The organism is Arthrobacter sp. AG258 (assembly GCF_004364695.1).
In the GTDB taxonomy this organism is placed as follows: domain Bacteria; phylum Actinomycetota; class Actinomycetes; order Actinomycetales; family Micrococcaceae; genus Arthrobacter.
In genome coordinates this window covers 17036-34354 of sequence record NZ_SOBI01000005.1, presented here as the reverse complement: position 1 = coordinate 34354, position 17319 = coordinate 17036, and the positions used below count along the sequence as shown (strand labels likewise).

Genomic DNA, 17319 nt, shown 5'->3' with positions numbered 1-17319 from the left:
CAAGGGAGTTGCTGTTCGTCAGCCTGTCCCTGCTGTGTAATCCTGAGACGTACCCGAACCACTGCAACAAAGGCTGGCCTCCATGCACAAATCCGCCAAGGACCTCGCAGCGCTTATCCCCCCGGGGTTCACGCTTGGCGTCGCCACCGCAGCATTCCAGATTGAAGGGGCGCTGGACGAAGACGGCCGCGGCAAGTCCGGCTGGGAAGTGTTTGCCGCCAAGCCCGGGGCTATCGTGGGGGACCACAGCCCGGCCATAGCCACCGACCACTACCACCGCATGCCGCAGGACGTGGCCCTGCTGAAGCAGCTGGGCGTGGACTCGTACCGCTTCTCGTTCTCCTGGCCCCGCATCCAGCCCGGCGGAACCGGGCCGGTAAACCGTGCGGGCCTGGCGTTCTACGACCGGCTCCTGGATGAACTCCTGGCCAACGGGATCTCACCCATGGCCACCATCTACCACTGGGACACGCCGCTGGAGCTGGACGAGGCGGGCGGCTGGATGAACCGGGACATGGCCTACCGGCTGGGGGAGTATGCGGGCCTCGTAGCCGATGCGTTCGGCGACCGGGTGGCCCGCTGGGTCACCATCAACGAACCGGCAACGGTGAGCGCCAACGGCTACTCGCTGGGAGTGCATTCACCCGGCAAGGAGCTGGCCCTGGGTGCATTCCCCACCGTCCACCACCAGCTGCTCGGCCACGGCCTTGCGGTCCAGGCACTCCGTGCCGCTGGGGTGCCGGGAGAGATCGGCATGACCAACGTCTATTCCCCCATGGTGCCGAACTCCATCAACCCGCTGGACAAGCTCAGCGCCGGCCTGATGGACCTGGGCCAGAACCGGCTGTACGCGGACCCGGTCCTGACCGGCAAGTATCCGGACGTGATCCGGGCGGCCAAGTTCTTCAGCTCCTTCGAGCATCCCGAGGAGGACATGCAGATCATTTCGCAGCCCCTGGATTTCTACGGGTTGAACTATTACATGCCCACCAAGGTCGCCGTGGGGCCCGGCAGCGGCGCGGTGCCGCCGAGCATGGCGGAGGCGATGGGGAGCGACCTCAACGCAGCAGGCGGCGGTGCCACACCGTTCCACGTCGAGGCGTGGCCTGAAGCGGACATCACCGCCTACGGGTGGCCGGTCAAGCCCGAGTACATGGCGGTCGCGCTGAAGGAGATGGCGGAGCGGTACCCCAACCTGCCTCCGGTGATCATTACCGAGGGTGGAGCGAGCTTTGAGGACATCATTGTCCGGGACAAGTCCACCAATACCAGGTTCATTCCCGACGAGCGCCGGCTGAAGTACATTTCCGACCATCTTGAGGCCGCCTTGAAGGCCACGGCCCCCGGCGGCGAAGCCGAATCGGTTGACCTCCGCGGCTACTACGTATGGTCCTTCCTGGACAACTTCGAATGGTCCGCCGGATACAAGCAGCCGTTCGGCCTCCTGCACGTGGATTTCGAGACCCTGGAGCGGACGCCCAAGGCCTCCTACTTCTGGTTCCAGGAGCTCATCGAGGAACGCGACCTCGCCTTGGCCGCGGATGCCGCCATCGCCCAGGCCGTTGTTCCGGAGGCCTTGGACGGCAGTGAAGCGCCCGACGACGGCGCGGCGCTGGGTGCCAGCGCCTAGACCGTGCGGGGCCGGGCCGGTTCGGGGTCAGCCCCGGAGCAGGTCCAGCATGGCCAGTTGCTTGGCGATGCCTGCCCCGTCCGGGGAGTAGATCCACGGAACTTTTGATGAGGTGTGGTCACCGTCTTCGGAGTGGCCGCCGGCGAACACCGATTCGCTGACGGACAGCTGCCGGATGGCGATGGCCGCCACCTTGTCGGCGTTTTCCGCGGCGAACGCCGAATAGATTGCTTCATCGTGCTGTCCGTTGTCACCGATCAGGAGCCACCGCATGTCCGGGAATTCCTGCGCCAGGCGATCCAGGTTCCGCCGCTTGTGTTCCTGGCCGCTCCGGAACCATCGGTCCTGGGTCAAGCCCCAGTCCGTCAGGAGCAGCGCGCCCTTGGGGTACATGTTGCGGGTCAGGAAGCGTCCCAGGGTGGGGGCCGCATTCCAAGGGCCCGTCGACAGGTAAATGACGGGGGCATCGGGATGCTCGATGGTCAGCCGGTCCAGCAGCACCGCCATGCCCGGAGTGGCCATCCGTGCCCGTTCGCTGAGCACGAAGGTGTTCCACAGCGCCAGGAAGGGCCGGGGCAGCGCGGTCACCATGACGGTGTCGTCGATGTCCGAGACGATTCCGAACTTCACCTCCGGTGCGATCACCTGGATCAGCGCCTCGGCCGGTTCGGTTCCCTCAGCGCGCAGGACCGCCGTGTGCCAGCCGGGGGGAAGCTGGACGTCCACTTCGGTGTCGATCAGTCCGCCCCGGTCCGCGGTCATGTGGGTGACGACGTCGCCGATGGTGATCTCGACGTCGGAAAACTGCAGCGGCACGCCGGTGAAGGCACGCCAGCCGCGGATGTTCTGGTTGCCGATTTTCGCTTCCCGCTCCGCCCGGCTTCCCGGCAGCGGCTTCTGCGTCAGCAGCACGCGGCCCAGCACACGTACCCGGGTCGTGGAACCGTACCCCTGGTAGGCGATGGTCTGCGGCACGAAATTCCAGCGCTTCGCCAGCCGGATCCGCAGGCTGTTGACCGCGTCCGAGACCCGGTGGGCCAGCCGGAAGGCCTGGTTCCCGGAGAGGGCGTACTGGGCCAGCACCGCCTGCGTGGGCTTGCGTGCCGTCTTCCGGGCCGGATGCTGGGGAGCCGTGTCCATGCCACCACTCTGCCACAGGGTGGAGTTCGGATCAGCCGGCGCCGAGGATCCCACGCAGTGTTTCGGCGTTTCGCACGGCGTTCCCGCCGCCGTCGTTGTTGAAGTACGCGTAGACGTCCAGGCCGCCGCTGTCCCATTCGCGGATCCGGTCCGCCCACCAGTGCAGGTCGGCCTCCGAGTAGGAGCCGCCGTACAAGTGCTCGTGGTCGGGACCATGCAGGCGGACATAGGTAAATGGCGCGGTGGCGCGCAGGATGCACGGCAGGTTGGCGCCGCTCATGATGCAATAGGCCGCCTGGTGCCGCTCCAACAGGGAAAACACCTCCGGGCAGTCCCAGCTGGGGTGCCTGAACTCAACGGCAACCCGGATCCATTCCGGAACCGCTGCCAGGAAGTACTCCAGCCGGGCGTCGTCGCGGCCCAACTGCGGCGGCAGCTGGACCAGGAGCACAGCCCGTTTGTCCCCCAGTTCATGCCAGCACCGGGCGATGCGTTCCACCCAGACTTCGGGTGCGTACAGCTTGCGGGCGTGGGTAAGGCCGCGGGGAGCCTTGACGGACATGCTGAAACCGGGTGGCAGCCGCCTGTTCCAGCCGGCGAAGGTGGTGTCGCGGGGCCAGCGGTAGAAGCTGGCATTCAGCTCAACTGTGCTGAACCTGGCGGCATAGCGTTGGAGCCGGTCCCGGACCGGCAGGCCGGGCGGGTACAGGACGTTCTCCCAATGGTCGTAGCTCCAGCCGGAGGTACCGATGTGGACTGCCATTCTTCGATGTTCCTACAGTGTTGTGTGGCAGGGTAATGCCATGGCGCGAATTGAGGATTATGCGGTCGTTGGCGACCTTCACACAGGTGCCCTCATCAGCAAGGAGGGTTCGATCGACTGGCTCTGCCTGCCGCGGTTCGATTCCCCTGCGTGTTTCAACGCCTTGCTGGACTCACCGGACGCCGGGCGCTGGCTGCTGGCTCCGGAAGGCGGTGGTACCTGCACCCGCCGAAGCTACCGCGACGGAAGCCTGATCCTGGATACCGAGTGGGAAACGCCGGACGGAACGGTTCGCGTCACAGACTTCATGCCGCCCCGCGACTCCGTTGCCGACATCGTCCGGATCGTCGAGGGTGTCAGCGGCAGCGTAAAGATGCACGGCGAGTTGGTGCTTCGCTTCGACTATGGGCATATCGTGCCCTGGGTGCGCAAGGACAAGCGCGGCCTGCACGCCATCGCCGGCCCGGACGCCGTCTACCTGGTGACCCCCGCACCCTTGCACGGCGAGAACATGCATACCGTCAGCGACTTCACGGTCAATGCGGGCGAGAAAGTGCCGTTCGTGCTGACGTGGGCTCCCAGCCATGTGGGCCGGCCGGTTTCGGTCGAGGCGGAAAAAGTCCTGCACAGCACGTTCGAGTTCTGGCAGGGCTGGTCCTCGCAATGCACGGTCCAAGGGAAGTACCAGGATGCCGTGGTGCGCTCCCTGGTAACCCTCAAGGCCCTTACCTACGCGCCCACCGGGGGAATCGTCGCCGCTGTCACAACATCGCTGCCGGAACAGCCGGGCGGCCAACGCAACTGGGACTACCGCTATTGCTGGCTGCGGGATGCCACCATGACCCTCCAGGCGCTGCTGGCTGCCGGGTACAAGGCCGAAGCGGCCGCCTGGCGGGACTGGTTGCTCCGTGCTGTGGCAGGAGACCCCGCGGACCTGCAGATCATGTATGGGATCCACGGCGAGCGGCGGCTGCCGGAGATGGAACTGCCCTGGTTGAAGGGCTACGAGAATTCCGCTCCGGTGCGGATCGGAAATGCGGCGGCCGAGCAATTCCAGTTGGACGTATGGGGTGAGGTCCTTGACTGCCTGGCGCTGACCCGGAACTCGCTGCTCAAGCACACGGACGAGGCCTGGGACGTCCAGATTGCCCTGATGGAGCACCTGGAGACCATCTGGGACCAGCCGGACAACGGGCTCTGGGAAATGCGGGGGCCGCGCCGGCACTTTACGCACTCCAAGGTCATGGCATGGGTGGCCGCGGACCGGATGGTGAAGGGAGTGCGGGACTCCGGGCTGCCTGGGCCGGTGGTGCGCTGGGAGGCGTTGCGGGACCGGATCCGGCAGGACATCCTGGCCAACGGCTACGACGCGGAGCGCAACACGTTCGTCCAGTCCTATGGCCGGCCTGAGCTGGACGCCAGCCTGCTGTTGATTCCCAGGGTGGGCTTCCTGCCCCCGGACGATCCCAAAGTGGTGGGGACCATCGAGGCCATCCAACAGGAGCTGACCCAGGACGGGTTCGTGCTCCGGTACCGGCCGGAACAAAGCGACGACGGCTTGCCTGGGGATGAGGGCGTCTTCCTGGCCTGCTCATTCTGGTTGGTGGAGGCGCTCCTCGGCGCCGGACGACACGAAGAGTCACGGGAACTGTTCGAACGGTTGCTGGAACTGCGCAACGATGTGGGGCTGCTGAGCGAAGAATGGGCGGTCAAAGCCGGCCGCCAGTTGGGTAACACGCCACAGGCGTTCAGCCACTTCGCCCTTGTGACTAGCGCCCTGGAGCTGCATCAGGATACGGTTCGGCGCAGTGACGCTCCCATTCCGCCGGAAGGGGCGGACTCGCGCTGAGGCGGCGCGGGCCGGGGCCGCAACTTCTCCTTCGCGGGATAGATAAGTATACTTACTAACACCTCATGGAGTGCTCCCCAGCACAATGCCGTGATTGACGGAGGAGTGATAGTTGTGGCCGGATTTTTTGAACTCGTGGATGCCCCTGACGGCGGATACCGGATCAGGATGATGGACGGAAGCGGGAACCTGATGGCCATTTCAGTGACTTTCCCGACTAAACGGGCGGCCGTCGCAGGCATTGCCATGGCCAGGGAGATCGCGGGCACGGGACTCATTCGGGACAAGAGCCTGGATGGCGCGGGTTCGGTGATACGGGAGCGGGTGCGGCCCGTCAGCTCCCCGAAGGAAGACGCGGCGAAACGGAAAAAAGCGCCGGATGTGCGGCGGACGGCCGTCGGCTGATGCCCGGAGCCTCTTCGCCGCCTGACAATGGACGCCACGGAGTCCTTTTTGACGTTGACGGGACGCTGATCGACTCGTCCTATATCCATACGCTCGCCTGGTGGGGCGCGTTCCGCCAGTACGGACACGATGTTCCGATGGCGGCCATCCACCACTTTGTCGGCATGGGCGGCGCCCGCCTGGTGGACAACCTCCTGCCGCCGGACCGGGACCGCTCCGAAGACGACGACGTCATGGCCAGCCACGGCGCCCTGTATGCCTCGCACTGGCCCTCGCTGCGTGCTTTTGCAGGGGCAAAGGAGCTCCTGGAGCAATGCCACTCGGACGGCTTGGCGGTGGCTCTGGCGTCCTCGGCCCGGGAAAGGGACTTGCAGGTGATGCGCTCCGTGCTGGACGCGGACGCCTTTATCGATGCCGCCACGAGTTCCAAGGACGCTGAGGAAAGCAAGCCTGCGCCGGACATCCTCGCGGCGGCCCTGAAAGCGCTCGGAATCGACGCCGCGAACGCCGTGTATGTCGGTGACGCCGTGTGGGACATGAAGGCTGCTGCTGCGCTGGATATTCCCGCCATTGGCGTCACCTGCGGCGGAATCAGCGCGACGGAACTCAGGGCCGCGGGCGCTGTCGAGGTCTATGAAAGCCCCCGTCACCTGCTGGAAAACCTTGGCTCAAGCGCCATTGGCCGGCTGCTGGCGCGCGGGAGCAACTGATCCACCCGAACTGCACCAGGGAAAGCAGCGCGAAAGGGAAACTGTGAAAGCACTGACGTGGCAAGGCAAGCGTTCTGTAAGTGTGGAGGAAGTTCCTGATCCGGTGATCCAGGAACCGACGGACGCGATCGTCCGCATCACGTCCACGGCCATTTGCGGCAGCGACCTGCACCTGTACGAGGTACTGGGCCCCTACATGCACAAGGGCGATGTCATTGGACATGAGCCGATGGGCATCGTGGAGGAGGTGGGCCGCGGGGTCACCAACCTCCGCAAAGGCGACCGCGTCGTGGTCCCTTTCAATATCTCGTGCGGCACGTGCTTCATGTGCAGGCAGGGCTTGCAGTCTCAATGCGAAACCACACAGGTCACGGAGCAGGGCTCCGGCGCGGCGCTGTTTGGGTATTCCGAGCTTTACGGCTCCGTTCCGGGTGGCCAGGCCGAATACCTGCGTGTGCCGCACGCGGATTACGGTCCTGTGAAGGTTGGCAAGGAGCTTCCGGATGAGCGGTACCTGTTCCTCTCCGACATCCTGCCCACCGCCTGGCAGGCCGTGGAGTACGCGGATGTCCCGGCCGGCGGCACCCTTGCCGTGTTCGGGCTGGGACCCGTGGGCCAGTTCGCCGGCCGCATTGGCGTACATCGTGGTTTCCGGGTGATCGGTATTGATCCCGTCCCCGAACGGCGCGCAATGGCGGCGCGGCACGGCGTGGAAACGCTCGACTACGGCAAGACCATTGGGGACGAACTCCGGGAGATGACCGCTGGGCGCGGCCCGGACGCGGTGGTGGACGCCGTCGGCATGGAAGCCCACGGTTCCCCCCTGGCAGGATTTGCACACCAGGCGCTTGGGCTGCTGCCGGACAAACTGGCGCAGAAAGCCATGGAGACAGGCGGCGTGGACCGTTTGGCCGCCCTGCATGCGTCCATCGACGCGGTCCGCCGCGGCGGCACCCTGTCGCTGAGCGGCGTCTACGGCGGCCAGGCCAGCCCGCTGCCCATGCTGACCATGTTCGATAAGCAACTTCAGGTCCGGATGGGGCAGTGCAACGTGCGTAACTGGACGGACCGCTTGCTCCCCCTGGTGGAGGACGACGACGATCCTCTGGGCGTAATGGACCTGGTCACCCACCGTGCGGGCTTGGATGGCGCGCCCGCCCTGTATGAAAAGTTCCAGAAAAAAGAAGACGGCTGTATCAAAGTGGTCCTTAACCCGGGCGCCTGAGCCCGGGTACCTGGATACCAAAGCAGGGGCTGTTACGGATCTTCCGTAACAGCCCCTGCTTTGTCTTTGCAGGCCCGGAGTGCGCGCCTAGGTGAGCTTCACCTGTCGGTTCATGTCCTTGTACAGCAGGTACCGGAACTCGCCGGGCCCGCCGGCGTAGCAGGCCTGCGGGCAGAAGGCGCGCAGCCACATGAAGTCACCCGCTTCCACCTCCACCCAGTCGTTGTTCAGCAGGTACATGGCCTTGCCCTCCAGGACGTACAGGCCGTGCTCCATGACATGGGTTTCCGGGAACGGGATCACGCCGCCGGGCTGGAACGTCACGATGTTCACCTGCATATCGTGGGCGAGGTCGTTGGAGTCCGTGAACCGGGTGGTCTTCCAGACGTCGTCCGTGTCCGGCATGGACGTGGGCTCCACGTCCTTCTCGTTGGTGACGAAGGACTTCGCCTCGTATCCTTCAAGCCGTTCGTAGGCCTTGCGGATCCAGTGGAAGGACACGACGTCGTCCGAAACGTTCTCCAGGCCCCACTCCGAACCAGCGGCCAGGTAGGCATAGCCGCCTTCCTCCAGCGGGTGCAGTTCGCCGTCCAGGGTGAGGTTGACCTTGCCGCGGGTTACGAAGATGACGCCTTCGACGCCGGCCTCGAACTCGGCCTTGGGAGCCCCGCCGCCCGGGCCGATTTCCACGATCAGCTGGGAGAACGTGGTGGCAAAGCCGGAGATGGGACGGGCGATGATCCAGGACCGGGTGTTCGAAAAGCCGGGCAGGTTGGACGTGACGATGTCCGTCATGACGCCCTTGGGGATCACCGTATACGCCTCGGTCACGATGGCACGCTCGGTGGTCAGGTGGGTCTGCGGCGGGAGTCCGCCGGTGGGGGAGTAGTACTTGCCCATGAGAGGGATCCTTTGCCTAGGAGTTGGAAGTGGTGGCGAGCCGAGGATGCGCCAGGCCGGTCAGCTGCGGAATTCCGACGCCGGCAAGCGCCTGGACTTCCTCGGCACCGACGGCGCCGCACTGGACTCCGCGGAGTACGAATGCGGCCAGGGCCCGGGCGGTGGCGGGCTCGTCCATGACCCCGCCTTCGGTCCGTTCCACGTAGTTGCGCAGCCTGCCCGCCGCGGCAGGCAGGCCCTCACGGTAGAAGGCATAGGTGGCTGCGAAGCGGCTGGCCAGCTGGGCGGGGTGCAGGTCCCAGCCCTGGTAGTAGCCGCGCTCCAGCGACCGCCGGACCAGCCGGCCGTGCAGCTGCCAGGCGTTCTCCACGTTGTCGCCCACCGGAATGATGTTGGTGGAACCGTCGGAGAGCCTGATGCCGGTGCCGGCGACGGCCAGCTGCATGACTTCCTTGGCGAAGTCGGCCACCGGGTGCTCCATGGACTGGTACTCGGCAGAGATCTGCAGCGATGCCGAGTAGTCGTAGGTGCCGTAGTGCAGCCCGCTGATCCTGCCGGGCACGGCATGCGGCAGCTGTGCTACCGGGGAGGTGCCGTCAGGGCCGAGGATCAGCTGCGGCGTCTCCACCTGGACCTCGAAGCGGAGCCGTCCGGCGGGCAGGGAGTGGATATTCTCCAGCCTGGACACCGCGTAGTCCATCGCCTGGACCTGGGCCACGGTGGTGACCTTGGGCAGGGTCAGGACCAGGCCTTCCGGGAGTTCGCCGGCCGCGGCGAGGCCGGAGACAAACAGGTCCAGGGTGCGGAGGCCGCGGGCACGGGTGGGCGCCTCGAAGCACTTGAAGCGGATGCCGATGAACGGGGGAGCGGACCCGGCCTGGACGGCGGCGGCCACCGCGGCCGCTGCGGCAACCGCGGCGGCGTCCTCGGCGTCATCGCCCCGGTCCCCGAAGCCGTCTTCGAAGTCCAGCCGCAAGTCCTCGATCGGCTCGGCAGCCAGTTTGGCCGCCACCCGGGTGGCTACCGCCCCCGCAAGGCCTTCGTTGTGGCCCAGGAGCCGCCCCAGCTTTTCGAAGCCGCCGTGCGCATCCGCCGTCGCAGTTGCCTGGGCGCCCCAGTCCGCGGCGAGCGACGGCGTGAAACGGTCAGCGGGCACGTACACCGTGTGCACGGGCTGGCGTGAGCCGTCGCCGCCGGGGTAGTTCTGCTCCAGCAGCCGGTCCGTGGCGGCCAGCTGTCCGTCGATGTGGGCCAGGTCCGCAGCCGAAAGGGAGGGTTTGGGTGCTGCCATCTCAGCCCACCAGTTCGTACGCGGGGGTGGTGAGGAAGTCCGTGTAGCCGTCCGAGAGGCAGATGTCCGCGATCAGGTCGCTGGCAGGCTGGTAGTAGCGGCGGAAGGCTTCGTCACCGAACTCGGTCCGGAGCCGCTCGGTTTCCTCGCCCAGGATCCGTTCCACCAGCTCCTTGGTCACCGTGTTGCCCGTGTCCGCCAGGATGGACTTGTTGCGGATTTGCTGCCACACCTGCGAGCGGGAGATCTCCGCAGTGGCGGCATCCTCCATCAGGTTGTGGATGGCCACGGCGCCGTTTCCGGACAGCCACACTGCCGTGTAGGCCACGGCCACATAGAGGTTCAGGCGCAGCCCGGCCTCGGTGACCTGGCCGTCGGCGGAGGAGACGTCGAGCAGCTGCTCCGCCGTGACCGACACTTCCGGGCGCTGCTTGTCCACCTGGTTCGGCTTGTCCCCCAGCACGGAGTCGAAGACCTCCCGGCAGGTGGAGACCAGGTCCGGGTGCGCAACCCAGGAGCCGTCGAAGCCGTCGTTGGCCTCGCGCGTCTTGTCCGCCCGCACCTTCTCGAACGCGGCTTCGGTTACTTCCGGGTGGCGCCGGTTGGGGATGACCGCGGCCATGCCGCCCATGGCGAAGGCGCCGCGCCGGTGGCAGGTCTTGACCAGGAGCTCGGTGTAGGCGCGCATGAACGGGGCGGTCATCGCCACGGAGGCGCGGTCCGGGAGGACGAATTCCTCGCCGGCATCGCGGAAGTACTTGATAATGCTGAACAGGTAGTCCCAGCGGCCTGCGTTCAGGCCCGAGGCGTGGTCCCGCAGTTCGTAGAGGATTTCGTCCATCTCGAAGGCTGCCGGGATGGTCTCGATCAGGACCGTTGCCCGGATGGTGCCCTGGTGGAGGCCAAGGTAGTCCTGGGCGAACACGAAGACGTCATTCCACAGCCTGGCCTCAAGGTGGCTCTCCATCTTGGGCAGGTAGTAGTAGGGGCCCTGGCCGTTGAGCACCAGCTGCTTGGCGATGTGGAAGAAGTGCAGCCCGAAGTCCACCAGGGCACCCACTGCGGGTTCGCCGTTGAGCAGCAGGTGTTTTTCCTGCATGTGCCAGCCGCGGGGCCGGGCCACCACCACGGCCAGCGGCGCGTCGGTGCGGAGCCGGTACTCCTTGCCTTCCTCCGACGTGTAGCTCAGTGTGCCTTGCGCGGCGTCCCGGAGATTGAGGATGGCGTCAATGACGTTGGCCCAGGTGGGGGTGCTGGCATCCTCGAGGTCCGCCAGCCACACCTTGGCTCCGGAGTTCAGGGCGTTGATGGCCATCTTCGCCGGTGAGGCAGGCCCGGTCATTTCCACCCGGCGGTCCTGCAGGGCGGCGGGTGCGGGCGCAACTTTCCAGTCGCCGTCGCGCACGTCCTGCGTCTCCGGCAGGAAGTCCAGCTTGCCGGTCTCTGCCACCCGCTGCCGCTTGGCGGCACGGGCCGCCAGGAGCTCGTTGCGGGTGCCGGCGAACCGGTTGTGGAGCTCCTCCACGAAGGCCAGTGCCTTGGGGGTGAGGATCTCCTCAGCGCGGTTGATCGGCCGGGGATCTGTGACGGTGATGGCCATTTCTGGTCCTTTCCTTGTGCGGGAAGTCGGGCGGTCAGGCGGAGGCCAGTGCTGCCACCGGCTCCTTGGCGGAATCGGCGGGAACGGCAGCCGTTGCCACTTGTGAGGCGTGGGCCGCGGCCGCGACGGCCGCCGCGACGTTGGCGGTCACGTGCGGGTCAAAGATGCTCGGGATGATGTAGCTGGCATTGAGCTCATTATCATTCACCCGGTTGGCGATTGCCTCCGCGGCGGCCACCAGCATTTCCGGGGTGATGTCGCTCGCTCCGACGTCCAGGAGCCCACGGAAGAGGCCCGGGAAGGCGAGGACGTTGTTGATTTGGTTGGGGAAGTCGCTGCGGCCGGTGGCCACGACGGCGGCGTGCCGGGACGCGATGGCAGGGTCCACTTCGGGGGTGGGGTTGGCCATGGCGAAAACGATGGAGTCCTTTGCCATGGAGGCCACGTGCTCTTCGTCGAGGATGTTCGGGGCGGACACGCCGATGAAGACGTCCGCGCCTGCGAGGGCCTGGTGCAGGCTGCCGGAGAAACCCTCCTGGTTGGTGTTCTCAGCGACCCAGGTGCGGTGCGGATCGTTGTAGGTCTCGCCCTGGTGGATGGCGCCCGAGCGTCCTGCCGCCACGATGTGGCGGGCACCCTGGGCCTTGAGCAGCTGGATAATCGCTGAGCCTGCGGCGCCGACGCCGGAAACCACGATTTTCACGTCCTCGATCTTCTTGTCCACCACGCGCAGCGCGTTGACCAGTGCCGCGAGGGTCACGATGGCGGTGCCGTGCTGGTCGTCGTGGAACACCGGGATGTCCAGTTCCTCGCGCAGGCGGGCTTCGATTTCGAAGCAGCGCGGCGCGGCGATGTCCTCCAGGTTCACGCCGCCGAAGACGGGGGCCAGGAGCTTGACGGTGCGGATGATTTCCTCGGTGTCCTGGGTATCGAGGCAGACCGGCCACGCGTCCACGTTGGCGAACTGCTTGAAGAGGGCGGCCTTGCCTTCCATGACCGGGAGGGCGGCGGCGGGGCCGATGTTGCCCAGGCCCAGCACTGCGGAGCCATCGGTGACGACGGCGACGGTGTTGCGCTTGACGGTCAGGTTGCGGGCGGCGGCGGGGTCTTCGGCAATGGCCAGGCAGACGCGGGCCACGCCGGGGGTGTAGGCGCGCGACAGGTCGTCGCGGTTGCGCAGCGGGACCTTGGGGACCACTTCAAGCTTGCCGCCGAGGTGCATCAGGAAAGTGCGGTCCGAGACGTGCTGGACGGTGACCCCGTCGAGGGCGTTGAGGGCGTCCTTGACCCGCGCGGCGTGGGCGTCGTCGGTGGTGTTGCAGGTGACGTCGACGACGAGGGTTTCGTGGTGGGACTCGGTGACGTCCAGTGCGGTGATTGCGGCGCCGGCTGCTCCGACGGCTGCCGCGAGTTCGCTTGTGGCGCTGAAGCTCGACGGTGCTTCCACGCGCAGGGTGATCGAATTTCCGGGGCTGGGGTTCGCCATTGAATGTCCTCCTGTTAGGCCTTGTCCGGCTTCTGCTCTGATCCGAATATTTTCGTATTATGGATATTATTATCTACTTTATGGAAACACAACCCCTTCGCGATGTGACTGCCGAGGGACATCGCCGCGCGTCCTGCCGTGCTGTATGTTGGGTGGTCTAAGCAACTCTTTTCACGATGCGGATAAGAGTTGTCGGATTCCGAGCCATAGGAGACAACGGAATGGCAGAAAAAGCCTCCGGCGGAGTGCAGTCGGTGGAGCGCGTCTTCGAGCTGCTGGAGCTCATCACGGATGCCGGCGGCGACGTCACGCTCAGTGAACTGTCCTCGTCGACCGATTTGCCGCTTCCCACCATCCACCGCCTGCTCCGCACGCTGGTATCGCTCGGCTACATCCGCCAGCTGCCCAACCGGCGCTATGCCCTGGGTCCCCGGCTGATCCGGTTGGGCGAGGGCGCCAACAAGCAGCTCGGCGCCCTGGCCCGCCCGCAGCTCAAAACCCTGGTGGACCGCCTCGGGGAGACCTCCAATATGGCCGTGCTTGATTCGGACATGGTGATCTACGTGGCCCAGGTCCCTTCGCTGCACTCCATGCGCATGTTCACGGAGGTGGGCCGGCGCGCCCACACCCACGCCACCGGCGTCGGCAAGGCCATCCTGGCCCAGCTTGACGACGACACCGTCCGCGGCATCGTGGCCCGCGCCGGAATGCCTACCCCCACCGCCAAGAGCATTGGCGACGTCGAAGAACTCCTGGCCGACCTCAAGCTCATCCGCGAACGGGGCTACTCCATCGACGAGGAGGAGCAGGAGCTCGGTGTCCGCTGCTTTGCGATGGCGGTGCCCAACGCCCCCACGCCCACCGCGATCTCAGTGTCCGGCCCGGTGTCCCGGGTGGACGAAAACTTTGCCGACAAGGCCGTCCCCGTCCTCCGCGAGGCCGCCGAGGCCATCTCCCGCGAGCTCAACCGCACCTGATACTGCGGAACTGCTGACGACGACGGCCCGCACCTTCGCTGGAAGGTGCGGGCCGTCGTCGTTCGCTGTGTCCTTGCTAATGCTCCGATGCCTTTTCGGCTGAGTCGATCCGGACTTCCTTCCCGTCGCAGTCGATGAGCTTGCCGTTCTCGAACCTGTCGCCGTCCGCCAGGGAACGGAGGGCCTCCGCCTTGACCAGCCGCTCGGTGCCAGCGACGAAGACGGACTGGTTGTCCGAATTTCCAGCCCGGAAGTGGTTGAAGAGAAGGTTCAGCAGGATGGCCATGACGGCCGCGGAGCTGATGCCGGAGTGGAAGATGGTGCCGAACCAGGACGGGAACTGGTCGTAGAACGTGGGTGCGGCGATGGGGATCATCCCGAAGCCGATGGATGCGGCCACCACGATCAGGTTCATGTTGTTCTTGTAGTCCACTTTGGACAGGGTCCGGATGCCGCTGGCTGCAACCGTGCCGAAGAGCACCACGCCGGCACCGCCCAGGACGGGCGTCGGCACCGCGGCCACCACCCGGCCAAGGACGGGAAGCAGCCCGAGGACCACCAGGATTACGCCGCCGGCGCTGACCACGAACCTGCTCTTGACGCCGGTGATGGCCACCAGGCCCACGTTTTGGGCGAAGGCGCTCTGGGTGAAGGAGTTGAAGAGGGGCGAGACGGCGCTGGACAGCATATCCGCGCGCAGGCCGTTGCCGATCCTCTTGGAGTCCACCTTGGTGCCCACGATCTCGCCCACCGCGATGATGTCCGCGGACGTCTCCGTGAGGGTCACCAGGATGACGATCAGCATGGAGACGATGGCTGCGATCTCGAATGTGGGGGGTCCGAAGGCGAAGGGGGTGGGAAAGGCGACAATCTCGCCCTGGCCCACCTTGGAGAAGTCGGCCATGCCGAAAACCAGGGCGATGAGGGTGCCCAGGACCATGGCAAGGAGGATGGAGAGCCGGGAGATGGCCGCACTGCCCACCTTGCTCAGGAGCAGGACGATGCCCATGGTGCCGGCGGCGAGGCCGATGTTGGCCACGCTGCCGTAGTTCGGAGCCTTGTTGTTGCCGCCCATGGCCCAGTTGGCAGCCACCGGCATCAGCGTCAGGCCGATGGTGGTGATCACGGTTCCGGTCACCACCGGCGGGAAGAATCGGATGATCTTCGAGAACAGCGGGGTGATCAGCAGGCCGATCAGGGAGGCTGCGATGACGGATCCGAACACCGCCTGGATCCCGCCGCCGCCGTGCACGATGGCCACCATGGTGGAGACACCGGCGAAAGACACGCCCTGCACCAGCGGCAGCTGCGAGCCGAAGAACGGAATGCCGACGGTTTGCAGGATGGTGGCGAGGCCGCCGACGAACAGGCAGGCGGCGATGAGCAGGCCGATGTCCTGGGAGTTCATTCCCGCGGCGGCACCGATGATCAGGGGAGGGGCAATGATGCCGCCATACATGGTCAGGACGTGCTGGAAGCCGTAGGCAAACATGCTTCCAACGGGGAGCCGCTGGTCCTCGGGGCGGCCAGGCCGTGCGCCTTTTCCAGTGGCTGCGGCGGCAAGTTTCTTCTTGGTGTTCATGGCAGACTTTCTTGGTTCATGGCAGACGTCATCGTCTGGCTAACTGGTGTCTGGCTAACAGGTGTTGTGAAGATGTGGGAGTGGTGCCGGGTGTGGCGTCGACAGGCTCAACCACCGATGGCTGAGCCTGTCGAAACCATGGGCGTGGCCCTTTAGCAGAAGCCGGCGATGCCCGACCACGCCGCCGGTGCGGCAGCTGCGTCATCACGCTGGACGGTGGCCTCGATCAGGCCGTACGGCCGGTCGGCGGCGAAGAAAACCTCGTTGGGGTTGTCCAGGCCGAACGGCGAGAGATCCACCAGGAAGTGGTGTTTGTTGGGCATGGAGAACTTGATCTCGTCGATTTCGCTGTGCGCCTCCAGCACCTTTGCGCCCATGTCGAACAGGGTCTGCTGCAGTGCGTGGGAGTACTTCTCAGTGAAGCCTTCGAGCAGGAGGCCCTTGACGTCGTCGTAGCTCTTGTTGAAGTCCAGGCTGCTGAAGTCGGTGCCGGCCTTGAAGCGCCAGCGTGCTGAAACGTCCGTGGCGAGGATGCGGTCGGTGGTCTCCGGAAGCGTCGTGTAGCGGTCGCGGGGGTAGCCCACGAAGCCGGACTCCGTGGACTTGAGGACGGTCAGGTCCTTCAGTCCGGAGATCAGGTGGGTGGCGGCGCCGTCGCGGACCAGGACCGCGGTTCGCACTTCCTGGCCGTTGCGGACGAATGAGTGGTCGTGTTCGCTGCCGTGCGCCTGGATGCGGCTCCAGGCGTAGGATTCCGCTTCCCAGCGGCCGCCGGTGACCCAGTCGAAGCTGGAGGTGAAGTGCTCGCCGAGGCGCAGCAGGAACGCCTCGGGCGAACCGATGCCGTCCCGGGCGAAGGCGTAGATGGTGTTCTTCTGGGTGTCCGTGGCCACCACGTGGGCGTTGTCACCTTCAAGGTGGGCCGCGGCGAAGTCGCCCCGCAGCTGCGAGGTGACGTTCAGGTCTTCGATCTCGTGGCGGTTGGTGTCCCTGGTGATCTTGACGACGCGGACTTCGGCCTTGCCGTACTGGTTTTCGCCGAGAATGATCTTGCTGCTCATGGTCTTTTCCCAATCTCCGGTAAGTGGAACCAAGGTTCCATCACTGAAATTAAGCGCGCGTTTCAAGCGCGTTTCCGGTGGAGCCGACCCAACAAAAAAGAGCCGGCATCCATTGATGCCAGCTCATTACGACCCTGCCTGCTGCTCCCAGGTTACGTGACGTGCGCCACGAGTTGCCTACCAGCGTACCCCCGCCGGCCGGTGGTGTACATCACAACCCCAAAAATCAGTTTGTGACCGGATCGCCCGGGAAGGGCCAGGCGGCCGACTGTTGACGCCCCGCAGTGTTGCTTCTAAACTTTCACAAAGCAGAATTTGCTTTCCGCAATATGAAATTAGGAGGTTTCGATGTACCAGCAGGACACCCCTTCCGTGCCGGCCGCCCCGGCCGCGGGAACCGGCGCACAGGAGTTCTACCTCCCCATCGGCGGCGGGATTGACCCGGACTTGTTCGTTCCGGAAGAACGGCACCACGAACGCGGGCTGTTCTCGCGCTGGGTCCACGCGTTGCCGGTATTCGGCCGGCGGATGTGAGTACCGCCCCTGCCTACCTGCGGAACCACGCCGGCCAAACACAAGTAGTCGCTACTGGCGACCCCGGCAGCGAACTCCCATAGCCTGAGGCGGTAAGTCGTTGCCCGGAGTTGGGCTTGCGTGCCTGCCCGGGCCGGATTTCCGTTGAGCGCCGGGGAGGCGAGGA

The 17319-nt window shown here is 65.7% G+C and carries 15 protein-coding genes; 7 read left to right on the top strand and 8 right to left on the bottom strand.

What is annotated here, in order from left to right:
* The first annotated feature begins 82 nt into the window (after positions 1 to 82).
* Positions 83 to 1630 (top strand): family 1 glycosylhydrolase, encoded by a 1548-nt coding sequence (locus tag DFO47_RS11590; RefSeq protein WP_133831727.1) that lies wholly within the window; start codon positions 83 to 85, stop codon positions 1628 to 1630.
* A gap of 27 nt (positions 1631 to 1657) precedes the next feature.
* Here DFO47_RS11590 and DFO47_RS11585 read toward each other — a convergent pair whose 3' ends face one another.
* Positions 1658 to 2770 (bottom strand): phosphatase domain-containing protein, encoded by a 1113-nt coding sequence (locus tag DFO47_RS11585; protein WP_133831726.1) that lies wholly within the window; start codon positions 2768 to 2770, stop codon positions 1658 to 1660.
* A 31-nt stretch (positions 2771 to 2801) separates the two neighbouring features.
* Entirely contained in the window at positions 2802 to 3533 is a 732-nt protein-coding gene (locus DFO47_RS11580) for a DUF72 domain-containing protein (protein WP_133831725.1), read from the bottom strand.
* Positions 3534 to 3573: 40 nt separating this feature from the next.
* Here DFO47_RS11580 and DFO47_RS11575 point away from each other — a divergent pair, with 40 nt between their 5' ends.
* From DFO47_RS11575 to DFO47_RS11560, 4 genes are all read left to right on the top strand, one after another.
* Entirely contained in the window at positions 3574 to 5382 is a 1809-nt protein-coding gene (locus DFO47_RS11575) for a glycoside hydrolase family 15 protein (RefSeq protein WP_133831724.1), read from the top strand.
* Positions 5383 to 5496: 114 nt separating this feature from the next.
* The gene (locus tag DFO47_RS11570) at positions 5497 to 5787 is read left to right on the top strand and encodes a YegP family protein (protein ID WP_018761050.1); all 291 of its coding nucleotides are present in this window, start codon (positions 5497 to 5499) and stop codon (positions 5785 to 5787) included.
* Positions 5787 to 6497, top strand: a complete 711-nt coding sequence (locus tag DFO47_RS11565; protein ID WP_018761051.1) for an HAD family hydrolase — start codon at positions 5787 to 5789, stop codon at positions 6495 to 6497. Before DFO47_RS11570 ends, DFO47_RS11565 begins: the two co-directional genes overlap by 1 nt.
* Before the next feature lie 43 nt (positions 6498 to 6540).
* Positions 6541 to 7722: a zinc-dependent alcohol dehydrogenase gene (locus DFO47_RS11560; RefSeq protein ID WP_133831723.1), complete on the top strand. Its 1182-nt coding sequence runs from the start codon at positions 6541 to 6543 to the stop codon at positions 7720 to 7722.
* A gap of 87 nt (positions 7723 to 7809) precedes the next feature.
* On the opposite strand, the gene DFO47_RS11555 is transcribed toward DFO47_RS11560, so the two are convergent.
* The 4 genes from DFO47_RS11555 to DFO47_RS11540 are packed head-to-tail and all read right to left on the bottom strand — an operon-like array spanning position 7810 to position 12999.
* Positions 7810 to 8622, bottom strand: a complete 813-nt coding sequence (locus DFO47_RS11555; RefSeq protein WP_018761053.1) for a bifunctional allantoicase/(S)-ureidoglycine aminohydrolase — start codon at positions 8620 to 8622, stop codon at positions 7810 to 7812.
* 16 nt (positions 8623 to 8638) lie between these two features.
* A complete protein-coding gene (locus tag DFO47_RS11550) occupies positions 8639 to 9913 on the bottom strand; it encodes an aldolase (RefSeq protein WP_133831722.1) in 1275 nt (424 codons plus the stop codon).
* A gap of 1 nt (position 9914) precedes the next feature.
* Positions 9915 to 11513, bottom strand: a complete 1599-nt coding sequence (gene aceB, locus DFO47_RS11545) for a malate synthase A (RefSeq protein ID WP_133831721.1) — start codon at positions 11511 to 11513, stop codon at positions 9915 to 9917.
* A 34-nt stretch (positions 11514 to 11547) separates the two neighbouring features.
* Positions 11548 to 12999 (bottom strand): NAD-dependent malic enzyme, encoded by a 1452-nt coding sequence (locus tag DFO47_RS11540; RefSeq protein ID WP_133831720.1) that lies wholly within the window; start codon positions 12997 to 12999, stop codon positions 11548 to 11550.
* A gap of 221 nt (positions 13000 to 13220) precedes the next feature.
* Here DFO47_RS11540 and DFO47_RS11535 point away from each other — a divergent pair, with 221 nt between their 5' ends.
* On the top strand, positions 13221 to 13976 hold the full coding sequence (locus DFO47_RS11535) for an IclR family transcriptional regulator (RefSeq protein WP_018761057.1): 756 nt from the start codon (positions 13221 to 13223) through the stop codon (positions 13974 to 13976).
* A 76-nt stretch (positions 13977 to 14052) separates the two neighbouring features.
* Here DFO47_RS11535 and DFO47_RS11530 read toward each other — a convergent pair whose 3' ends face one another.
* Positions 14053 to 15558 carry a nucleobase:cation symporter-2 family protein gene (locus DFO47_RS11530; protein ID WP_133831719.1) on the bottom strand — a complete coding sequence of 502 codons (1506 nt, stop codon included), beginning with the start codon at positions 15556 to 15558 and terminating at the stop codon, positions 14053 to 14055.
* A 152-nt stretch (positions 15559 to 15710) separates the two neighbouring features.
* The gene (pucL, locus tag DFO47_RS11525; protein WP_133831718.1) at positions 15711 to 16619 is read right to left on the bottom strand and encodes a factor-independent urate hydroxylase; all 909 of its coding nucleotides are present in this window, start codon (positions 16617 to 16619) and stop codon (positions 15711 to 15713) included.
* Between the two features lie 348 nt (positions 16620 to 16967).
* Between pucL and DFO47_RS11520 the strand changes: the two genes are divergently transcribed.
* Positions 16968 to 17153: a hypothetical protein gene (locus tag DFO47_RS11520; protein WP_109044984.1), complete on the top strand. Its 186-nt coding sequence runs from the start codon at positions 16968 to 16970 to the stop codon at positions 17151 to 17153.
* Positions 17154 to 17319: the final 166 nt, after the last annotated feature.